Source organism: Micromonospora hortensis (assembly GCF_022230935.1).
In the GTDB taxonomy this organism is placed as follows: Bacteria; Actinomycetota; Actinomycetes; order Mycobacteriales; family Micromonosporaceae; genus Micromonospora; species Micromonospora hortensis.
In genome coordinates this window covers 25,527-45,889 of sequence record NZ_JAKKFE010000010.1, presented here as the reverse complement: position 1 = coordinate 45,889, position 20,363 = coordinate 25,527, and the positions used below count along the sequence as shown (strand labels likewise).

Here is a 20,363-nt window from a genome sequence, read left to right as displayed (position 1 = left end):
AGTCCTAGCCTCGAAGCATCGGGAAAGCCCTTTCCCCAGGGTCTTGAACCCGCCTCACCCCGCCTCGGATCCGGGCGTCCGACGGGGGCGCACACCGATCCCGTTCAGCGCAGCACGCCGTGCGAGCACGTCTCGGTACGGCGGCCGAGGGATCACCACCACATGCGTCAAGGAGGACACCTGTGCAGAAAAGACGACTCTCCGGCCGCCGACCACTCCTGCTGGCGGTCGGTGCCGGGGTGACCGCTGCGGCCCTCGCCGCCGGCATGACCTCGGCCTTCGCGGCCACCGTCTTCAGCGACGACTTCACCGACGGCGACACCTCCGGCTGGTCCAAGTCCGGCGGCACCTGGGCCGTCGACGGCTCGGGCGTGCTCAACCAGTCCAACGCCGGCAGCGAGCTGGCCCGGCAGTTCGCCGGCCAGACCAGCTGGACCAACTACTCCGTGCAGGCCCGGGTCAGGCCCACGAGCTTCGGCTCGTCCGGTGCCCTGGTCGGGCTCGCCGCCCGCTCCACCAGCAGCACAAAGATGTACCGGCTGGCCCTGCTCGGCTCCGGTCGGGCCGAACTCCAGGCGGTCAACGGCAGCTCCGTCACGGCGATCGGTTCCGCAGCTCTGGGCGTCGGCACCGGCACCTGGTACAACCTGCGCATCGAGACCAGCGGCAGCACCATCCGCGGCTTCGTCAACGGCACCCAGATCGCGTCCGGCAGCAACAGCCTGGCCGGTGCGGGCCGGATCGGCCTGGTCACCGCGTACGCCAGTGGCGGCTTCGACGACGTGTCGGTCGACTCGTCCGGCGGCGGCACCCCGACGACTCCGCCACCGACGACCACTCCGCCACCCACCACCACGCCGCCGCCGACCACCACGCCTCCGCCGGCTGGCTGGCCGACGCCCACCGGCAGCCAGAAGGTGGACGCCACGATCCCGGTCTCCGGCTCGTTCGACGGTGGGCTCAAGCGCTACTACGGCATCGGTGACGGCGGGCAGGGCGAGAGCCAGGACCCGATGTTCGAGCTGGCCGCGGGCGCCACCCTGCGCAACGTGATCATCGGTGCTCCGGCCGGCGACGGCGTGCACTGCGAGGGCAACTGCACCCTGATCAACGTCTGGTGGGAGGACGTCGGCGAGGACGCGGCGACCTTCCGCGGCGGCACCACGTACACCGTCGACGGCGGTGGGGCCCGTTCCGCCAGCGACAAGGTCTTCCAGCACAACGGCTCGGGCACCGTCTACATCAAGAACTTCCGGGTGGAGAACGCCGGCAAGCTCTACCGCGCCTGCGGCAACTGCTCCACGTCGTACCAGCGGCACGTGGTGATCGACAACGTGATCGTCCGGAACACCGACGCGATCGCCGGCATCAACACCAACTGGGGCGACACGGCCCGGTTCAGCCGGATCACCATCGTCGGCGACCCGGACCGGGAGACGTCGATTTGCGTGAAGTACAAGGGCGTGCCGAAGGGCGGCGAGCCGACCGAGATCGGCGAGGGCGCCGACGGCGTCAACTGCCTCTACTCACCCTCGGACATCACCTACCAGTAGACCGGCACGACGGCGTCCCGCGTACCGCCCGGTCCGCGGGGCGCCGTCACCTCAACCCATCACTGGTACGCCGGAGACGTCGACAGTGTCCGGGTACTTCAACCCGGCACCGGTGTTGAGCACCACCACCCGTTCGCCGGCCCGGATCCACCCGCCCGCGCGCAGTTGCCGGGCCGCCGTGAGGCAGGCCGCCCCCTCCGGGCAGAGCAGCAGCCCCTCCCGGGCGGCGAAGTCCCGCAGATCGGCCAGGATGTCCGCGTCGTCGACGGCGACTGCCGTACCGGAGGACTCCCGCAGCGCCGCCAAGATCAGCTCGTCGCCCAGCGGGGCCGGTACCGTGATGCCGAATGCCACAGTGTGCGCGTCCGCCCACGGCTGGGCCCGATCCTCGCCGGCGGCGAAGGCCCGCACGATCGGCGCGCAGCCGGTGGACTGCACCGCCACCAGCCGGGGCAGCTTGTCGCCGATCCAGCCCAGCTCGCGCAGCTCGTGCAGCGCCTTGTGGATGCCGATCAGGCCGACCCCGCCGCCGGTGGGATAAATGATCACGTCCGGTGTCTGCCAGCCGAGCTGCTCGACGATCTCGTACCCCATCGTCTTCTTGCCCTCCAACCGGTAGGGCTCGCGCAGCGTGCCGGCGTCGAAGATCGCCCCGTTCGACTCCGCGATCAGCTCGGCCACCCGCCGACCGGCGTCGCCGATCAGCCCGTCGACCAGGCGCAGGTCGGCACCGGCGGCGACGCACTCGCGCCGACAGATGGTCGGCGCCTCCAGCGGCATGACGATTGTCGCGCCCATTCCGGCCCGCGCGGCGTACGTGGCCCAGGCCGACCCGGCGTTGCCGTTGGTAGGCATCGCGATCCGCTCGACGCCCAGCTCGCGGGCCCGGCTCACCCCGACCGCCGCGCCCCGGGCCTTGAACGAGCCGGTCGGGACCAGCCCCTCGTCCTTGACCATCAGGTCCGCGATGCCGATCTCCGTGCCGTACGCCGGAGCCCGCAACAGCGGCGTCCAGCCCTCACCCAGCGTGGTGACGTGCCGAGGGTCGGCTACCGGCAGGACCTCCCGGTAGCGCCACAGGTCGGCCGGGCGCAGCGGAAAGCGTTCCGGGGTGACCGCCTTCGCCACGGCCGGCAGGTCGTAGCGGGCCAGCAGCGGCGACCCGCACTCGCAGAGATTCTGTAACCGGTCGGCGGCGTGTTCCTTGCCGCAGCGCGGGCAGTCCAGGTGAGTCAGGTACACGTCGCTCCTCGCCGTCACACCGCGTCGATGCTCAGCCAGTGCCGGCTGCGCCGCCCCGGCTGGTAGACCGAGTCCAGTCGCTTGGCGACCACGCCCGGCAGGCCCTGTTCCCGCCCGGCACGCAGGGCCTCGTCGCCCGCGCCCGGGAACCACGGCGGAGTCTGCCAGTGCGTACCGGACAAGACCAGCCCATCGAGCAGCTCGCGACGTTGCGTGTACGGCACGTCGACGCTGCTCACGCCCTCCAGCCACAGCAGGTCGACGATCAGGTACTGGGCGCCGGCGGGGACCCGGCTGCCGGTGGCCGGCCGTACCGGGCGGACCCGCCCGGCACCGTCGATGCGGACCAGCACACCGTCGAGCACCGCCTCGGTGGGCGCGAGCGCCTCGGCCATCGCGCGCAGCCACTGATACCCGCCGGTGATCTCCTCGTCGGTCTCGGAGAGCAGCCGCAGTCGCCCGCCGGAGACGTACGCCATCGCCCGGACGCCGTCCCAGCGCAGCTCGTACCCCCAGGCGGCGCGGTCGCGGGGGAGCCCGGCGGCGGGCGTGGTGTGCATCGGTCGGACCACCTCCGGCATCGGCGTCCAGCCCGGCGGCGCGGGGTCGGTGCGGCGGACCATCCAGTCGCGTCCTCCGGTGGCGAAGAGGACGTAGCGGCCGGCGGTCCGCTCACCGGAGAGCGTCACGATCACCTCGTCGTCGCGCCACTTCTCGCAGCGGTAGGTGCCCCGGTCGTGAATCAGCATCCGGCCGCCGCCGTACTCACCGGCGGGGATCTCACCGGCGAAGTCGAGGTACTCCATCGGGTGGTCCTCGGTGTGTACGGCGAGGTGGTTGCGACCCGGATCGCGGGGCAGACCGCGTGGCACCGCCCACGAGGCGAGCACACCCTCGCGCTCCAGTCGCAGGTCCCAGTGCAGGCTGCGAGCGTGGTGCTGCTGAATGACGAAGCGTTCGGCGTCAGCACCGGACGGCGGCGGGCTCGCCGACGGCACCGGCTCGGGTGTTCGGGCCGCGTCCCGCCGTCGCCGGTACTCGTCCAGCCGGTCGGTCACACAAGCATTCTCCGGCAATCCGGACCGGTGCGCTGGAGGCCGGAGTGTCCGGTTCGCTCGGCGGCCGAGGGCGCGGCGGGGTAGAACGGACCTCATGGACCTCACCGACCAGCCCACCGCCCTGCTCCCCGGTGACGTGCGGATGCCCCTGCTCGGCTTCGGCACCTGGCAGGCCACCGGCCAGGCCGGTTACGACGCCGTGCTGGCCGCGCTCGACACCGGCTACCGGCACCTCGACACCGCCACCGTTTACGGCAACGAGCGGGAGGTCGGCCGGGCGGTACGGGAGAGCGGGTTGCGCCGCGAGGACCTCTTCATCACCACCAAGATCCCGCCGGACCGGGTGGGCCGGGAGCGCGCGACGCTGGAGGCCAGCCTGGAGGCGCTCGGCGTCGAGCACGTGGACCTCTGGCTGATCCACTGGCCGCCGTCGTCGCCGGGGGACAGCATCCCGCTCTGGCGCGAGCTGCTCGCCGCCCGCGACGAGAACCTGGCCCGGGCGGTAGGGGTGAGCAACTACAGCACCGCGGAGATCGACGAGCTGATCCAGTCCACCGAGGAGAACCCGGCGGTCAACCAGATCCGGTGGAGTCCGTCGCTGTACGACCGGCAGCGGCACGCCGAGCACCGGGACCGGGGCGTGGTGTTGGAGGGGTACAGCCCGTTCAAGACCAGCGACCTCAGTGACCCGGTGCTGACCAGGATCGCCGGCGCGCACGGCGTGTCCCCGGCGCAGGTGGTGCTGCGGTGGCACATCGACCACGAGATCGTGGTGATCCCGAAGTCGGTGACCCCGGAGCGGATCACCGCCAACTTCGACGTCTTCCACTTCTCGCTCACGGCGGAGGAGATGCGCGACATCGACGCGCTCGGCGAGGTCTGAACCGGCGAATTCCTTCAACCCGTGAACCGGCAATGAAGGGTATCGACATCGACGTACGTGACGGTATAGCGTCCCCGTCATCACGTTCGTCGATCCGTTCGTACCCGCCGTCGCTGGAGGATCGCCATGGCCCGAACCCCGTCCATCCGTCTGCCCCGCCGTGGGGTGCTCGGCATCCCCGCCCTGGTGGTCGCCGCGCTGACAGTCGTCGCCCGACCCGCCGCCGCGAGCGCCGCGCCGAAGGCCGAGTGCCTCGCCGACCTGCTTCAGGACGCCTGATGGCGACCATTCCCTGGCTGGTGGACGTGCTGCGCGCCGCCGGGGTCCAGGTAGTGGTCGAGGGGGACTGGCTCAACCGGATGCGGCCCGGCTCGTTCGACCCGATCGGGGTGCTCTGGCACCACACCGCCTCGACCTCCAGCGCCAGCAACCCGCACCCGGCGCTCGGCATCTGCATCAACGGCCGGTCCGACCTGCCGGGCCCGCTGTGCCAGGCGCTCGTCGACTACAACGGTGTCTTCCACGTCATCTCGGCCGGCCGGTGCAACCACGCCGGAGTCAGCGGCGGCAGCGGGCCGATCCCGGCCGGTGACGGCAACACCCTGATGATCGGGTGGGAGATCGACTACAACGGCGTCAACCAGGAGATGACCGCCGCGCAGTACAACGCGTCGCTCGCCGCCACGGCCGCCGTGCTCACCCGGCTCGGCCGGGACAGCAGCTACGCCCGGGGCCACCGGGAGACCAGCACCAGCGGCAAGATCGACCCGTCCTTCATCGACCTGAACGTCATGCGCGCCGACGTGGCGGCGAGAATGGCCGGCGGCGGCACGGCCTGGTCCTCCACTGTCGACAACACCACCAGCGGTCGGTTCACCGCCAGCGCCAACTGGGGCGTGTCGTCGTACTCCAGTCAGCGCTACGGTGCCGACTACCGCTACGCGGACCCGGTCGCCGCCAGCGACGTCGCGTGGTACCGGTTCAACGTCCCGGCCACCGCCAGCTACCGGGTCGAGGCCTGGTGGCCGGCGAACTCCGGCTACAACAGCGCCGCCCCGTACATCGTCGCCACCAGCGCCGGCAACCAGACCGTCCGGGTCGACCAACGGGCCACCGGTGGGCAGTGGCGGGTCCTCGGCACGTTCACACTCCCGGCCGGTGACGCCAACCGGGTCGGCGTGAGCCGGTGGAGCAACGCCACCGGCCTGGTCGTCGCCGACGCCGTACGCCTCACCCGCGTCTGACGACGGTTCTGGTTTCACGGAACCCGAGGGTTTGCGAGGGACGGTGCAACGTGCCCATGCGCATCCGGAGACTGGCGACCCCGAGCCACGCACGGGGAGGTGCGTTTGCCGGTGCCGAGCCCGTCGGTGCCCGCACGGTGCAACCACGAGCCGTGTACCTCGTTGACCTGGACGGTGCCGCCGGACCGCGTGTAGGACGCCTGCCAGTCGCGGATGGTCTCGTAGGCGCCGTGGTCGAGATAGTCCAGGTGTAGTTCGAGGACGACGTGCTGCCCCGGGGGCAGGGCGGTGAGCCGGCGGGTGAGTCGTCCGGAGGCGACGAAGGCGAGTGTTCCGATGATCGACACGAGCCAACTGCCGGAGTTCGGCTCGGTGACGTGGATCTCGCACCGGGCAAGCCGCCACAACATGAAGAGCACCGCCGTCGCCATGCCGAGCCCGACCCCGATGAGCAGGTCGGTCGCGGCAACGCCGACCGCGGTGATCACGTAGATGGGCAGTTCCCGGTGCCGGGCGTACGTGCGGATCTGGGCGAGGCTCACCAGTCGCAGGCCGACCACCACGAGGACGGCGGCGAGCACGGCCATCGGGATCATTTCCAGCAGTACGGCGCCAGCCATCACGAACCCGGCGATCCAGACTCCGTGCAGGATGGCCGAGGCGCGGGTGCGTGCCCCAGCCGCGACGTTGGCCGAGCTGCGCACGATGACGCCGGTGACCGGGAGGCCGCCGAGCGTCCCGGACACGGCGTTCGCGGCGCCCTGAGCGATGAGTTCGCGATCGAGGTTCGCCCGTGCGCCGTGGTGCATGCGGTCGACGGCCACCGCCGAGAGAAGAGATTCCACGCTCGCCACCAGGGCGATGGTGATGACTGCCGGGAGGACCTCCCACAGCGGTGAATTGGGCCAGCGGGCGAAGGTGAGCGCGTTCAAGGGGTTGGCGGGCAGGTTCACCCGCTCCACGTCGGCACCGAGGGCCGTCGCGACCACTGTGGCAACCACCACCGCCACCAGGGTCGCCGGCAGCATGGTGGTCTTGACCAGCCGTGCCCAGACCAGCAGCAGGGTCATGGTCAGCGCGCCGAGCAGCACGGACACGCTGTGGTAGTCGGCGACCTGGCCGGGTAGGTCGCGGAGATTCGCCCACGCCGAGCTCTGGGGCGCGCCGCCGAGCGCTACGTGGACCTGGCTCAGCGCGATGACCAGACCGATGCCGGCCAGCATCCCGTGTACGACAGTCGGCGACAGGGCGAGCGCGGCCCGCCCGAGGCGGGTGATGCCCAGCAGGATCTGCAGCAGCCCGGCGAGGGTCACGATCGCGGCGGTGCCGGCGAAGCCGAACTCGGCGATGGTGCCCGCGACGATCACGGTGAGCCCAGCCGCCGGTCCGCTGACCTGGAGCGGCGCGCCGCTGAGCGCGCCGGCGACTATCCCGCCCACGACGGCGGCGATCAGCCCGGCCAGCAGGGGTGCTCCGGAGGCGGCAGCGATGCCGAGGGACAACGGGATGGCGATCAGGAAGACAACGATCGACGAGGGGACATCGTGCCGAAATAGGGCTTTGACCGACATGTTCGGAAGGTACTCAAATAATATTAATGCATAGTTAAGCGTGATTCTTTCACCCGCGACCAACGACGTGCGGGGGCGTGACCGACCAGGTCACGCCCCCGCACATCGTGGTGTCGGCTCAGTTGCGGGAGCAGGTTGCCCCGTTGAGCGAGAAGCTGGTCGGCGACGAGTACGAGCCGCTCAGCGTCCCCTGGTAGCCGAAGCTGGCCGTGCCGCCGGGTGCTACCGATCCGTTGTGGCCGGTGTTGCGGGCGGTCACCGTCGACCCGCTCTGGCTCACAGTGGCGTTCCAGGCGTTGGTGACCTGCTGCCCACCGGGCAGGCTGTAGGCCAGCGTCCAACCGTTGATCGCGCTGGACCCGGTGTTGGTGATCTGCACGTCGGCCGTGAAGCCGTTGTTCCACGAGTTCGCCGTGTACTTCACCGCGCAGCTCGCGCCACCGCTCGGCGGCGGGGTCGTCGGGTTGGTCGGCGGCTGGCCGCCACCGTTGACGTTTGCCGAGAACGAGGTCACCGCGAGGCCGGCGCCGCCCTGCCACGGCTCGAAGCCGGCCTGGATGCTGGTCAGGTACCAGGAGTTGGTGATCGCACCCCGGTTGCGGGTGTCGTTGATGAAGTCCAGCACGCTGAAGTTCAGGCTGGAGATCGCCGACGACGCGACGTAGGAGATGACGTTGTTGGAGCCGTTGCTGCCCCGCCAGACCTCCCAGGTGCGGCCGGCCAGGTTCGTGGTGCCGACGACCGATCCGATGGGCTGAATCGGGCCCTGCCGGTTGAGCCAGATCATGATCTCCATCTGGTTCACCCCGTCCCGCTTCGGCGACGGGTCCAGCCAGATGTCGTACGACGCGTTGTAGGTGGCGCCGCTGACGTAGCGGTAGGAGATGCTGCTGGTGGCGCTGCTGATCTGACTCACCTGGATCGGCAGGTTCGTGCCGGGGGAGCAGTTGGTGTAGTGACAACCGAGGAACACCGAGGGGTACGCCGTGGGCGCGCCGTTGGTGGGGCTGCTGCCGTTCTGGGTGATGATCTCGAAGCCGTTGTTGGTGGCGTTGATGCACTGCTGGGCGGTGGTGCCCCAGCGGTTGTTCTGCACCACGTAGCGGCCCTGGATGACTGTCGAGCCGTACTGTTCGCAGATCTGCGTGTCGGCGGAGGCGCTGCCTCCGAGGGCTACTGCCACCAGCGAACTGGCGACCAGCAACCCGGCGGCGGCCAGGGCCCGAAGTTGACGTTTCATGACACTCCTCGACTCGGCGCGTGCCGGGCGCCGGATGTGGTGGGGCAGTGCGGGAGCGCTCCCACGCTCAACGACACATTTACATGTCTGAAACTGCTGCGCAACCGTCCGCGTCGAACTGGTGAATTGTGAGGATTGCCATGCCCCGCCGGACGGCTGGCCACGGACGGCCAGCCAAGCGGCGCGGGTCACCGACGAGCGGCGGGGTGCGGGCCGATTGGGCCTGGTGTGCGCCGATCGCTCCGAGTAGCGTGTTGCCTCCAACGCGTGCCGCTCCCCCTCCGGAGGCGTACACCACCATGGGTGGCTCCCCCCTGCGCATCCTCGTCGTCGGCGCGGGCATCGCCGGCCTGGCCGTAGCCCGGGCGCTGCGCCTGGCGGGCTTCCGGCCCGACGTCACCGACAAGCTGCCACCGGGGGAGTCCACCGAGACCGGTCTCTACCTGCCCGGCAACGCCGCCCGCGCCCTACACCGGCTCGACCTGCACGACCCGGTCCGGCCGATCGGGCAGGTGATCCGCCGGCAGCGGTTCTTCGACGCCGCGGGCGCGCAACTCTGCGAGGTCGACCTCGACGCACTCTGGACCGGCGTCGGCGAATGCCGAGCGCTGCCCCGGGCCGACCTGCACCGGGTGCTGCTCAGTGGTGCCGGTGGCGCCGTCCGGCACGGCGCCGAGGTCCGCACCCTGGACCTGCTCCCGGGCGCTGTCGGCGTCACCTTCACCGATGGCACCACCAGCGAGTACGACCTGGTCATCGGCGCCGACGGGCCACGCTCCTCGGTCCGCGCGCTGGCCGCGCTCGGTGGGCCGCCGCGCCCGGTGGGGCAGGTGGTCTACCGGGCCGTCCTGCGCGACGGTCCACCGGTCACCGAGTGGACCGCACTGCTCGGCCAGCGTTCCGGGTTCCTGATGGTGCCGATCGGTGCCGGGCGGCTGCACCTCTACGCCGACGAGGCCGGCACCGAGGAACCCGCCGACCCGCTGGCCCGACTGCGGGACCTCTTCGCCGACTACCGCGGCCCGGTACCCGAGGTGCTGGCGGCCCTCGACGAGGTGCACGTCGGGATCACCGACGAGGTGGAGTTGGGCCGCTGGTACCGAGGGCGTGTCCTGCTGGTCGGCGATGCCGCGCACGCCACCGCGCCGACGCTGTCGCAGGGTGCGGCCATGGCCTTGGAGGACGCCGTGGTGCTGGCCGAGTCGCTGCGCGCCGCCAACAGCGTGGAGGCGGCGCTCGTGGCGTACGAGAGTCGTCGCCGTCCGCGTACCCGATGGGTGCGGGACCGGACCCGGGACCGCAACCGCACCAGGGACGTCCCGCCGGCGCTGCGCGACCCGTTGCTGCGCGGACGCGGCGACCGGATCTTCGGGGAGCACTACCGGCTCCTGCTCGGCCCGCTGTAGGCCCGTAGTAGATCGTGTCACGCCACCCCACGCGGCGCTGCGACCTGCCGGGGACTATCCTCCTTGCGGATGACGGCCCGCCGATAAACAGCGTGTGCCGAGCGGGACAACCGAGAACCGGAGGCCACTCGTGACCACCGTCGCACCCAAGCCGGTCGTGACCCGGCCCTGGCCGGTCCGGGAGCCGGTCAAGGGGTCGGCCATCGCGCGGCTGCTGCGAACCACGGACGCGAAGCAAATCGGGATCATGTACATGATCACCGCGTTCGCGTTCTTCATGATCGGTGGCCTGATGGCTCTGGTCATGCGTGCTGAGCTGGCCCGACCCGGGCTGCAGTTCCTGTCGCCGGAGCAGTACAACCAGCTCTTCACGATGCACGGCACGATCATGTTGCTGTTCTTCGCGACGCCGATCGTGTTCGCGTTCGCGAACTACATCGTGCCGATCCAGATCGGCGCGCCCGACGTCTCCTTCCCCCGGCTGAACAGCTTCGCCTACTGGCTGTACCTGTTCGGCGGGACGATGGCGACCGCCGGATTCATCACCCCGGGCGGCGCCGCCGACTTCGGCTGGTTCGCGTACGCGCCGCTGAGCAGCGTCGAACACTCGCCTGGCGTCGGCGCGAACATGTGGATCATGGGTCTGGCCATCTCCGGCCTGGGCACCATCCTCGGCGCCGTGAACATGATCACCACTGTGCTGACCCTGCGCGCGCCCGGCATGACCATGTTCCGGATGCCGATCTTCACGTGGAACATCCTGGTCACCAGCCTCCTGGTGATCCTGGTCTTCCCGCTGCTGGCCGCCGCGCTGTTCGCGCTCGCCGCGGACCGGATCCTCGGCGCGCACGTGTACGACCCGGCAACCGGTGGGCCGATGCTCTGGCAGCACCTGTTCTGGTTCTTCGGGCACCCCGAGGTCTACATCGTGGCGTTGCCGTTCTTCGGCATCATCAGCGAGGTCATCCCGGTCTTCTCCCGCAAGCCGATCTTCGGCTACAAGGGTCTGGTCGCCGCGACCGTCGCGATCGCCGCGCTCTCCATGAGCGTCTGGGCGCACCACATGTTCGCCACCGGCCAGGTGCTGCTGCCGTTCTTCAGCTTCCTGAGCTACCTGATCGCCGTGCCGACCGGTATGAAATTCTTCAACTGGATCGGCACCATGTGGCGGGGCCAGATCAGCTTCGAGACCCCCATGCTCTGGGCGGTCGGCTTCCTGGTGACCTTCCTCTTCGGTGGTCTCACCGGTGTGCTGCTGGCCAGCCCGCCGATCGACTTCCACGTGTCGGACTCGTACTTCGTGGTGGCGCACTTCCACTACGTGCTCTTCGGCACCATCGTGTTCGCGGTCTTCGCGGGCATCTACTTCTGGTTCCCGAAGATGTTCGGCCGGATGCTCGACGAGCGCCTGGGCAAGGTGCACTTCTGGCTCACCATGATCGGCTTCCACACCACGTTCCTGGTGCAGCACTGGCTCGGCAACGAGGGCATGCCCCGTCGGTACGCCGACTACCTGCCCAGCGACGGCTTCACCACGCTGAACACGATCTCCACGATCGGCGCGTTCATCACCGGTATCTCCACGCTGCCGTTCATCTACAACTGCTGGAAGTCGTACAAGACCGGCCCGGTGGTCGAGGTGAACGACCCCTGGGGTCACGGCAACTCGCTGGAGTGGGCGACCAGCAGCCCGCCGCCGCTGCGTAACTTCGACCGGATGCCGCGGATCCGCTCCGAGCGGCCGGCGTTCGACGCGAAGTTCCCGGAGTTGGCGGCCGGTGGTCAGAGCCTGGCCGGCCCGCCGGAGGGTGGCGCCAAGCCGCTCACCAGCGAGTCGGACGGCGGGGCCAGCTACCGCGAGGACACCGCGAGCGACGCCGACAGGCACTGACGCTCAGCTCAGCAGTACGACGGGCGCCGCCCCCGGGACACCGGGAGCGGCGCCCGTCGCCATGCCCAGCCCACTGTCACTCGCGCGTCTCGCCGCGTTCCAGCCGCTCCGCGTCGCTCACCGGCGGGCTGTCTACCGCAGTTCCGCCTGCCCGCCTGCCCGCCCTGCCCGGCCTGGATCGGCCCTGCCCGCCCTGCCCTTGCTTGGCGCGGCTGGGCTGCGGAGCATTTCCCTGATGACCCTGACGGCTGTATAGCCTCGGCTCCAGTCCGCCAGGCCGGCCTGACTCGGCCAGCCCGGCTTGGGTCCGTCTAGCCCTGGCCTGGTCCCGCCGGTTGGCCTGCTTCGGCTGGATCCGCTTGGCCCTGCCGGCCGGGCCCGCGTGGCACCAGCGTGGCCGGATCTCCAGGTGACGGTAGTGCTGACGAGCGATATACCTGTGAGTCATAAATATGCCTCACAGGTATATCTGCCGTCAGCATGTGTGCCGGCTGTCGGTGCGGTCGAGGTGGATCGCCTACCAGTGTGGCAATGCGTCGTTCCGGCAGAGCAGGGACGCCGACCTTCAGCTTCGCGCGACGGCGGGGTGGTCAGCGGGCGGCGGGGGAGAGGTCGGCCTCGGCGGGCGGCGGGGTGGCCGCCTCGGCGATGCGGCGGCGGCGCAGCTCGATCGGGAGCACCACCACAGTGACCAGCGCGCCGAGCGCACCGGTCACCACGAAGCCCCAGAGTGGCGCGCTGGCGTCGATCACCGCGCCGGCGAGCGGCGCACCGACCGCGATGCCGACGGTGACGGCGGAGCCGTGCAGACCCATCGCCTCACCGCGTACCTCGGCCGGAACCAGGCGGCTGACGGCGTCCGAGCCGGCCGCGATGGTCGGCGCGCAGAGCGCTCCGGCGGGGATCAGCGCCAGGCACAGCAGCCACCAGTGCGCGCCGCCCAGCCCCACCGGAATGGTGCACACTGCCAGCGCGGCGGTCAGTGCCAGCGGGGAGAACGAGCGGTGTACGGCCCCGTACGCGAAACCGCCGGCCAGCGAGGCGACCGCCCAGATGGCCAGGACCGCGCCGGTCCACCCGACCTCGCCGCTGGCCCGCAGAACGGCGACCACCGCCACGTCGGTGCCCCCGAGCACCAGGGTCGCCGCGGCGCTGAGCGCCAGGACGGCGAGCAGCCGGGGGGTCAGCCACTCCCGGCGCGGCACGCGGCGTTGTGGGCCGGTGGGCTCGGTGGCCTCCCGGATGGGTGGGTTGACCACCCACAGGGCGATCCCGGCGGCGACGATGCCGCCACCGACCAGGTACATGGTGGTCTGCGCGGAGATCGCGGTGACCAGGGCCACCGCCAACGCCGGGCCGATCATGAAGGACAGCTCCACCGACATCGAGTCCAGTGCGTAGGCCGGGCGGCGTTGGTCCTCGGGGACCAGCGCGGCGATCGACTGACGGACCACGGAGAAGATGGGCAGGGCCAGGGAACCGGCCACGAAGGCGGCAGGCAGGAGCACCGGGTACGCCAGCGTCGGCGCGGTGGACCAGAAGATCGCCTCGGCGATCGCGGTGAGCACCAGGACCGGGCGCAGTCCACGCCGGTCCACGAGTCGGCCGAGCAGCGGCCCGCCGATCGCCGCGCCCACTGTGACCGCCGCACCCACCAGGCCGGCCGCCCCGTAGCCCCGATCAAGATCGAGCACCACGTGGAAGGTCAACGTCACCCCGGTCGCGGTGAGCGGGATGCGGGCGAGGACGGCAACCAGTAGCAGCGACCGCAGACCGGGCAGGGCGAGCGCCCGCCGGTAAGGCTTCATGTTCACGTGGGTCCGTACCTCCGGCGCCATCTTCGACCGGCGGCGGCCCCTTGGCCAACCAATTAGCGCCTCATGCGGCCCTGATCACAGGCTGACCCTGCATGATCACCCCGGCGCCCTCCATGGCGCGCAGGGCCACGTCGGTGGTCGCCGGGGCGACGGCGGCGGTCAACTCCAGCAGCACTGTGGTGGCGAATCCCTCCCGGGCGGCGTCCAGCGCGGTCGCCCGGACGCAGTGGTCGGTGGCGATGCCGACCACGTCGACCCGGTCCACGTCGCGCTGGCGCAGCCAGTCGGCCAGGCACTCGCCGTCGTCGGCATGCCCCTCGAAACCGGAGTACGCCGCCGCGTGCTCGCCCTTGTGGAAGATCGCCTCGACCCGGGCGGTGTCCAGTTCCGGGTGGAACTCCGAACCGGTGGTGCCGACCACGCAGTGCCGGGGCCAGGACTCCACGAAGTCCGGCGGATCGCCGAAGTGGGCTCCCGGGTCGACGTGGTAGTCCTTCGTGGCGACCACATGCGTCCACCGGTCCGGCTCGGCGGCGAGTAACCGGGAGATGCCGGCGGCCACCCCTGCGCCGCCGGCGACGGCCAGCGAACCGCCCTCGCAGAAGTCGTTCTGCACGTCCACGATGATGAGCGCGTTGGCCATGGGGGGTTCCTCTCTCCGCACTGTTGGTCGGTGGTGCTCGGGGATGACTCAGCCAGCGGGCACGACGGTGACCGGCACGGCCGGATCGCCGGCCGAAAGTTTCAGCCCTTCCCACGGGATGGAGATCAGACACTCCCGCAGGTGCTCCCGAGACTCGTCGAGGGTGGGCAGCGGCACCGACTCGCCGGCGACCACGTACGACTGCTGGAGCAGGCGGTCGTTGGGCTGCCGGTCGGGAACGCCCTGCGGGACGATGACCTCCTCGGTGGCGGTGCCGGTCGGCTTGTGCCGGCGCACCGCCACCTTTCGGCCGCCGATGGTGGCCTTGTGCTCGGAGCGCTTCACCACCGGCCGTCCCTCGACCTCGACCAGTTTGTAGACCAGCCCGGCGGTCGGTGCCCCGGAGCCGGTGACAACGGCCGTGCCGGCGCCGTACATGTCCACCGGTTCGGCGGCCAGCGAGGCGATCGCGTACTCGTCCAGGTCACCCGAAACGATGATCTTGGTCTCGGTGGCGCCCAGCGAGTCGAGCAACTCCCGGGACTGCTGAGCGATCACCGCGAGGTCGCCGGAATCGATTCGTACCGCCCGCAGGTCCGGCCCGGCCACCGCGATGGCGTTGCGGATGCCCTGGCTGATGTCGTACGTGTCGACCAGCAGCGTGGTGTCCTTGCCCAGCGTGGCGACCTGCGAGGCGAACGCCGCCCGCTCGTCGTCGTGCAGCAGGGTGAACGCGTGCGCAGCAGTGCCGGCCGTCGGGATGCCGTAGCGCGCGCCGGCGGCGAGGTTGGACGTGAACCGGAACCCGGCCAGGTACGCGGACCGCGCCGCGGCCACCGCCGCCTCCTCGTGTGCCCGGCGCGACCCCATCTCGATCAGCGTCCGGCCCCGCGCCGCTGTCACCATCCGGGCCGCCGCGGCGGCCACCGCGCAATCGTGGTTGAGCACTGACAGCGCCAGCGTCTCCAGCACCACACATTCGGCGAAGCCGCCGGAGACGGTGAGGATCGGTGAACCGGGAAAGAACAGCTCACCCTCGGCGTACCCGTCGATGTCGCCGGTGAAGCGGTAGTCGGTGAGCCACGCCGCCGCCGTCTCGTCGACCACACCGGTCCGCAGCAGGAACTCGACCTCGGTGGGGTCGAACCGGAAGTCGCGGATCAGCTCGATCAGCCGGGTCGTCCCGGCGACCACGCCGTACCGGCGGCCGCTGGGCAGCCGGCGGCTGAACACCTCGAAGACACACCGGCGGTCGGCGGTGCCGTCCTTCAGTGCCGCGCTGACCATTGTCAGCTCGTAGTGGTCGGTCAGGAGCGCGGGGCGGTGGATGCTCACCGCCCCAGCCTAAGGTTCAGCTCGGGTCGCCGCCGTCGTGGCCCGGGATCGAGCGCAACGCCGCCCACAGCTCGGCCCGGCCGGTGACGCCGAGCTTGGCGTAGATCCGCTGGAGGTGGTTCTCCACCGTGCGCGCCGACAGGTAGAGCCGTTCGGCGATGGCCCGGCTGGGAGCGCCGTGCGCGGCGAGGCGCGCCACCTGCCACTCCCGCTCGGTGAGCACTGGCGCACCGGCCTGGAGCGCCGGCGTCCGGATCAGGTCACAGCGCCCGAGCAACCCGGCGAGGCGCTCCCGGGCGTCGTTGGCGGCAGCCGAGTGCTGACGACGCAGCCGCTGGACGGCCTGGGAGGTCGCCTCGGCGGCGTACACGGTCAACTCCAGGGCGGCGTAGTCGTCGGCGACCGCGAGCAGATCGGCGGCGGAGTCGGTCACCGCGGCGCGGGCGTGCCGGGCCAACAGCGGCGGGAGCACACCGTCGACCCGCTCGGAAAGCTCGGCGAGGCGCTGCGCGACGGTGCGCCGACCACCGTCGGAGCAGGTGGGACCGACCGCCATGCCCGCCTGGTCGAGTCGGACGAGGTCGTGCAGGACATGCACCTCGTGCCCGGCGAAGCCGTCCGAGCGCAGCCGATCCACCAGGTCACCGAGGTGTTTGACAGCGCCCGGCAGGTCGCCCGAGACGGCGAGCGACGCACCCCGGGCCTGCTCCAGCCACGGGTAGAGCACCGCCATGCCCGGCGCGTGGGTGCGGTCGGCTTCGGCCATCGCCGCAACCGCCTGCGCGGCGTCACCGCGCAGCGCCGCCGCCTGGGCGCGTTCGGCCTGGGCCAGACCGGCGTAGACCCGACTCGTGGCCAACACCGCGCAGGCGCCCAGCGAGGTCCGCATGGCCGCGTCGCTCTGCCCGCGCAGCCGGGCCGCGTACGCCTGAAGGATGGCCAGGTAACCGGTGCCGAGGCGGAAGTCGCCGGCTCCGGCGAGGTCGGCGAACTCGTCGGCCACTATCGCGTCGATCCCGGCCAGGTCGCCGGTGAGCATGAGCCGGGTGCCTCGGGCCAGCTCCAGGGCCAACTGGAGGTACGGCATGTCGGTGCGCCAGCTCGCCGCGGCCGAGTGCACCTGGGCGATCGCCGTACCGCTGCGGGCCAGCTCGCCCTGCGCGGCCTGGACGTACGCGATGGTCGATCGGGCCAGCTCGCGGGCGGCGACGCCGGCCGCCGGCCGGTCCAGTACCCGTCGGCTGAGCTGCACCGCGGTGGCCGTGTCCAGTCGGTGCAGGCGCATGATCGCCTCGAAGGCGTGCACGCGGGACCGGTCGGCGGAGTCGCTGAGCTGCTCGACGCGGCTTGCGATCTCCTCCACCGTGGACTCCCGGCTCAGCCCCCAGTAGCTGACCATGCCGCGTACGGTCAGCCAGCGGCAGAGCCGCCGCTCGTCGCCGGGCTCCGGGGTGACCGCGTCGAGGACGTCGATCGCCTCTTCGGGCCGGTCGGCGAACATCAGGATGGTGGCCAGCAGCTCCGCCGCGTCGTAGCCGCCGTCAGCGTGCAGTGCGGCCCGCGCCAGGCGGGTCGCCAGCGGCACGTCGTAGCGGGTGAACGCCTGCACCGCGGCGTCCAGCAGCAGAGCCGGATCCTGTGCGGTGCCCGAGTCGAGTCGCCAGACGGCCACCCGCAACAGGTCGTCGCGTCGGCGTTTGCCGACCTGCTCAAGCAACTCGGCGAGGTGCGCCTGAAGTCGGCGGGTGCGGCTGACCGGGCAGCGACGGCGCATCACCTCGCCGTAGAGCGGGTGCGCCAGCCGGACGTCGGTGCGCCGGTCGTGCTGTACGACGGTGATCAGCCCGCGTTCCTCGGCGGTCTCCACGTCCGACTGTTCGGCGGCCTGCCTGAGGAGGTGCAGGCCCAGTGGTTCGCCGAACGCGACCAGCTCGACGACCGCGCGGACGCCGTCGGTGAGCTTGCCGACCCGGGTGTCGATGAGGTCGGTCAGGTTGGGCGCCAGTTCCAGTCGCCCGGTCCACTTCCAGATCCCGTACGCGCGTTTCAACTCGGCGCTGCCGTTGGCGGCGTGCACCAGCTCGCGCAGCAGCAGCGGGTTGCCGGCCGACAGCCGGCCGAGCCGGTCGGCGGAGCCGGCGTCGACCGGGCCGCCCAGGATCGCCGCCAGCAGGTCGGTGGTCTCCTCCTGCGGCATCGGGGTCAGCTCGACGTGCTCGACCAGGTCGTCGGTCCAGAGTGCGCGGATCGGCAGCGGGATCTGCTCGCCGTCGCGCAGGGTGCCGACCACTGTGGCGTTTTCGGCACGGGCCACCAGATGCACAAGTGCGGCCGAGGGGGGATCGAGCAGGTGGGCGTCGTCGATGGCGAGCACGATCCGCCGGCCGGCCGCCTGCTGTTGCAGCACGTTGAGCGCCCAGCGCAGGATGCCCGCAGGGGAGAGGCCCTGGGGCTGCTCGGCGGGGAGGACCTGGACCAGCCCACCGAACGGCAGCGCCGCGGTGGTGGCGCTGGCGGCGATGGACCAGATCGCGAACCGGTCGGTGGGCAACGCGCCCACGCCCTCGCGCAGCAGACGACTCTTGCCGATGCCAGCGCTGCCGCTGAAGAAGAGCCCACGGCCGGCCTCACCGGTCACCGCCTCCAGCAGGCGGTTGAGCTCAACCGTGCGGCCGACGAACTCCCATCGACTCATTCGCGCAGCATATCGACCGGAATCCGTCCGCGCCCGTACCGTCACCGTGCGAAGTTGAGTAATCGCACAATTACCGGTGAGTATTCGAGGTGTTCCGCCCGGTTGCCAGCCCGCCCGTAGTCTTCCGACATCCGGGTTGACGTACCGGAATTGTCGCGACCGGACCCACGGTCACCTGCAATGGGAGGCACCTGATGAAGCAGGGCCCTCTCCCCTCGGTCGATTCGCCGGGCGACATGACCGGCCCGGCCGACCTACCCACCTGCGGCCCTCTGCCCACCAGGGTCGGCGTGTCGGGCGCCGCCCCGGACGAGCCGCTCGGTGTGGTCGCCGTCGGCCCGGCCGGTGCCGAGCGGCGCGCCGTGCTCGCCACCCTGCTCGGGCTCGACCCGGTCATGCTCACGGTGCCGGCGGGCAGCTGGTTGGTGGTGCGCGACGCCAAGGTGCCCACCCGCGCGGCGTTCGTGCCCGGTTACCGCCAGCCACACTCGTACGGCGCGGACCGGGACGCGGCCGGTCCGGCGTTGGCCCGCCCGCCCCGGCGTGTCGAGCTGAGCGTGCCCCAGCCGCTGCTGCGGCACTTCACCCTGGTCGACGTTCCGGACACCGCCACCCTCGGCGTGTCCGGCACCCGGGTGCTGCTCGAAGCGGCGGGCCGAGCTGGCGCGCTGCTCTTCGTGATCGCCGCCGACCAGGCCTTCACCGCCGCCGAGTTGAACCTGCTCGCCGAAGTCGCCCCGACCTCGGTGGAGGTCGTCTTCGCGGTCACCCCCGGCGCGGCGGGGTGGGCTCCGGTGTCCGACGGCACGGCGACTACGGAGGGCGCGGGGGCGTCCGTCCCGCCGGTCGGGGGTGCGGAGACCGAGGTGGACGCGGTCGCGGTGACGGTGGAGGCGCATCGGGCGGCCCTCCTGGCCGCGGTGCCGGCGCTGGCCGGCGCGCGGTGGTTCCCGGTCGACGGCGCCGACACCGCCGCCGACCTGCGGCGGGCGCTGGTGGGTTGGGCGTCGCGTGAGGGGTTGCGGCGGGCCAGCGTCGACCCACCGGTCCTGCCGGGCCAGCAGGGCCGCGTCGCCGTGGCCGCCGATCCGGGTGACTGGTCCGAGCGGCTCGACCGTCAGGCCCGCTCGTGCGCTCAGCGGATCCGCCAGCACCTCGCCCTGGAGTTGGCGAACATCCACCTTCGGGCCGTTCAGGAGATCGTGTTCGGCGTCGGCTGTGTCGGCCTAGCGGATCTCCTCGACCGGGAGATGGCGGCGTTGTCGTTGTTGGCCACCGCGCAGTGCGACCAGGCGGTGCGCGGCATCATGACCGACGTCGCGTCCCAGGTGCTCGGCGCGACGCCGGACGAAGGCGTGCGACGCCGGATCGCCACCGCGGTGCAGTTCGGCCTGGCCGATCACCGGCCCGGCCACGAATTGGACAAGGTGCTGTTGATCACCAGCACGGCCGGCGTGGCCGAGTTGACCGGCCTGGAGGCGATCGACGCCGCAGCCAGCTATCCGGTCGCTTACCGGGACGAGGTGCTTCCGCCCATTGCGGTGGCTCTCTCCGGCGGGTGTTGGCAGCAGTGGCGTACGCCCGGCAACGGCGACCACAGCGCGGCACGGGCCTGGTCACAACGGGCGGTGCGCGAGGTCGAGTTGGGGTTGTCCAGGGAGATCTCCCGACGGTTCGAGGTGATCCGCCTCTCGCTGGGCGTGGTGCTCTCCGATGCAGTCGATCACGGCATTCTGCTCGCCTGACGGCGCGCCCACCGGTTGGTCCGGGTCCGGGCCGGACCCC

15 protein-coding genes are annotated in these 20,363 nt (G+C 71.1%); 7 read left to right on the top strand and 8 right to left on the bottom strand.

The window, feature by feature from the left end:
* The first annotated feature begins 182 nt into the window (after positions 1–182).
* Complete coding sequence (locus NIE111_RS06040) at positions 183–1,553, top strand: pectate lyase (protein ID WP_238683428.1); 1,371 nt, start codon at positions 183–185, stop codon at positions 1,551–1,553.
* A 51-nt stretch (positions 1,554–1,604) separates the two neighbouring features.
* Here NIE111_RS06040 and NIE111_RS06035 read toward each other — a convergent pair whose 3' ends face one another.
* Positions 1,605–2,795, bottom strand: a complete 1,191-nt coding sequence (locus NIE111_RS06035) for a threonine synthase (protein ID WP_238683427.1) — start codon at positions 2,793–2,795, stop codon at positions 1,605–1,607.
* Positions 2,796–2,809: 14 nt separating this feature from the next.
* Complete coding sequence (locus NIE111_RS06030; RefSeq protein ID WP_238683426.1) at positions 2,810–3,853, bottom strand: DNA polymerase ligase N-terminal domain-containing protein; 1,044 nt, start codon at positions 3,851–3,853, stop codon at positions 2,810–2,812.
* Between the two features lie 94 nt (positions 3,854–3,947).
* On the opposite strand from NIE111_RS06030, the gene NIE111_RS06025 reads away from it, so the two are divergent.
* From NIE111_RS06025 to NIE111_RS06015, 3 genes are all read left to right on the top strand, one after another.
* The gene (locus NIE111_RS06025) at positions 3,948–4,736 is read left to right on the top strand and encodes an aldo/keto reductase (RefSeq protein ID WP_238683425.1); all 789 of its coding nucleotides are present in this window, start codon (positions 3,948–3,950) and stop codon (positions 4,734–4,736) included.
* Between the two features lie 126 nt (positions 4,737–4,862).
* On the top strand, positions 4,863–5,015 hold the full coding sequence (locus tag NIE111_RS06020; protein WP_238683424.1) for a hypothetical protein: 153 nt from the start codon (positions 4,863–4,865) through the stop codon (positions 5,013–5,015).
* Entirely contained in the window at positions 5,015–5,980 is a 966-nt protein-coding gene (locus NIE111_RS06015) for a golvesin C-terminal-like domain-containing protein (protein WP_238683423.1), read from the top strand. Before NIE111_RS06020 ends, NIE111_RS06015 begins: the two co-directional genes overlap by 1 nt.
* Before the next feature lie 14 nt (positions 5,981–5,994).
* On the opposite strand, the gene NIE111_RS06010 is transcribed toward NIE111_RS06015, so the two are convergent.
* On the bottom strand, positions 5,995–7,551 hold the full coding sequence (locus NIE111_RS06010) for a SulP family inorganic anion transporter (RefSeq protein ID WP_238683422.1): 1,557 nt from the start codon (positions 7,549–7,551) through the stop codon (positions 5,995–5,997).
* 118 nt (positions 7,552–7,669) lie between these two features.
* The gene (locus NIE111_RS06005; RefSeq protein WP_238683421.1) at positions 7,670–8,791 is read right to left on the bottom strand and encodes a glycoside hydrolase family 12 protein; all 1,122 of its coding nucleotides are present in this window, start codon (positions 8,789–8,791) and stop codon (positions 7,670–7,672) included.
* A gap of 299 nt (positions 8,792–9,090) precedes the next feature.
* On the opposite strand from NIE111_RS06005, the gene NIE111_RS06000 reads away from it, so the two are divergent.
* Together NIE111_RS06000 and ctaD are read left to right on the top strand one after the other, a co-directional pair.
* Complete coding sequence (locus NIE111_RS06000) at positions 9,091–10,197, top strand: FAD-dependent monooxygenase (protein WP_238683420.1); 1,107 nt, start codon at positions 9,091–9,093, stop codon at positions 10,195–10,197.
* Positions 10,198–10,327: 130 nt separating this feature from the next.
* Entirely contained in the window at positions 10,328–12,088 is a 1,761-nt protein-coding gene (gene ctaD, locus NIE111_RS05995; protein ID WP_238683419.1) for an aa3-type cytochrome oxidase subunit I, read from the top strand.
* Positions 12,089–12,678: 590 nt separating this feature from the next.
* Here ctaD and NIE111_RS05990 read toward each other — a convergent pair.
* The 4 genes from NIE111_RS05990 to NIE111_RS05975 are packed head-to-tail and all read right to left on the bottom strand — an operon-like array spanning position 12,679 to position 18,578.
* Positions 12,679–13,926: an MFS transporter gene (locus tag NIE111_RS05990; RefSeq protein ID WP_238683418.1), complete on the bottom strand. Its 1,248-nt coding sequence runs from the start codon at positions 13,924–13,926 to the stop codon at positions 12,679–12,681.
* Between the two features lie 40 nt (positions 13,927–13,966).
* Positions 13,967–14,548 carry an isochorismatase family protein gene (locus NIE111_RS05985; RefSeq protein WP_112638522.1) on the bottom strand — a complete coding sequence of 194 codons (582 nt, stop codon included), beginning with the start codon at positions 14,546–14,548 and terminating at the stop codon, positions 13,967–13,969.
* A 48-nt stretch (positions 14,549–14,596) separates the two neighbouring features.
* Complete coding sequence (locus NIE111_RS05980) at positions 14,597–15,883, bottom strand: nicotinate phosphoribosyltransferase (protein WP_238683417.1); 1,287 nt, start codon at positions 15,881–15,883, stop codon at positions 14,597–14,599.
* A 16-nt stretch (positions 15,884–15,899) separates the two neighbouring features.
* On the bottom strand, positions 15,900–18,578 hold the full coding sequence (locus NIE111_RS05975; protein WP_238683416.1) for a LuxR C-terminal-related transcriptional regulator: 2,679 nt from the start codon (positions 18,576–18,578) through the stop codon (positions 15,900–15,902).
* A gap of 194 nt (positions 18,579–18,772) precedes the next feature.
* Here NIE111_RS05975 and NIE111_RS05970 point away from each other — a divergent pair, with 194 nt between their 5' ends.
* The gene (locus NIE111_RS05970) at positions 18,773–20,323 is read left to right on the top strand and encodes a P-loop NTPase family protein (protein WP_238683415.1); all 1,551 of its coding nucleotides are present in this window, start codon (positions 18,773–18,775) and stop codon (positions 20,321–20,323) included.
* Positions 20,324–20,363: the final 40 nt, after the last annotated feature.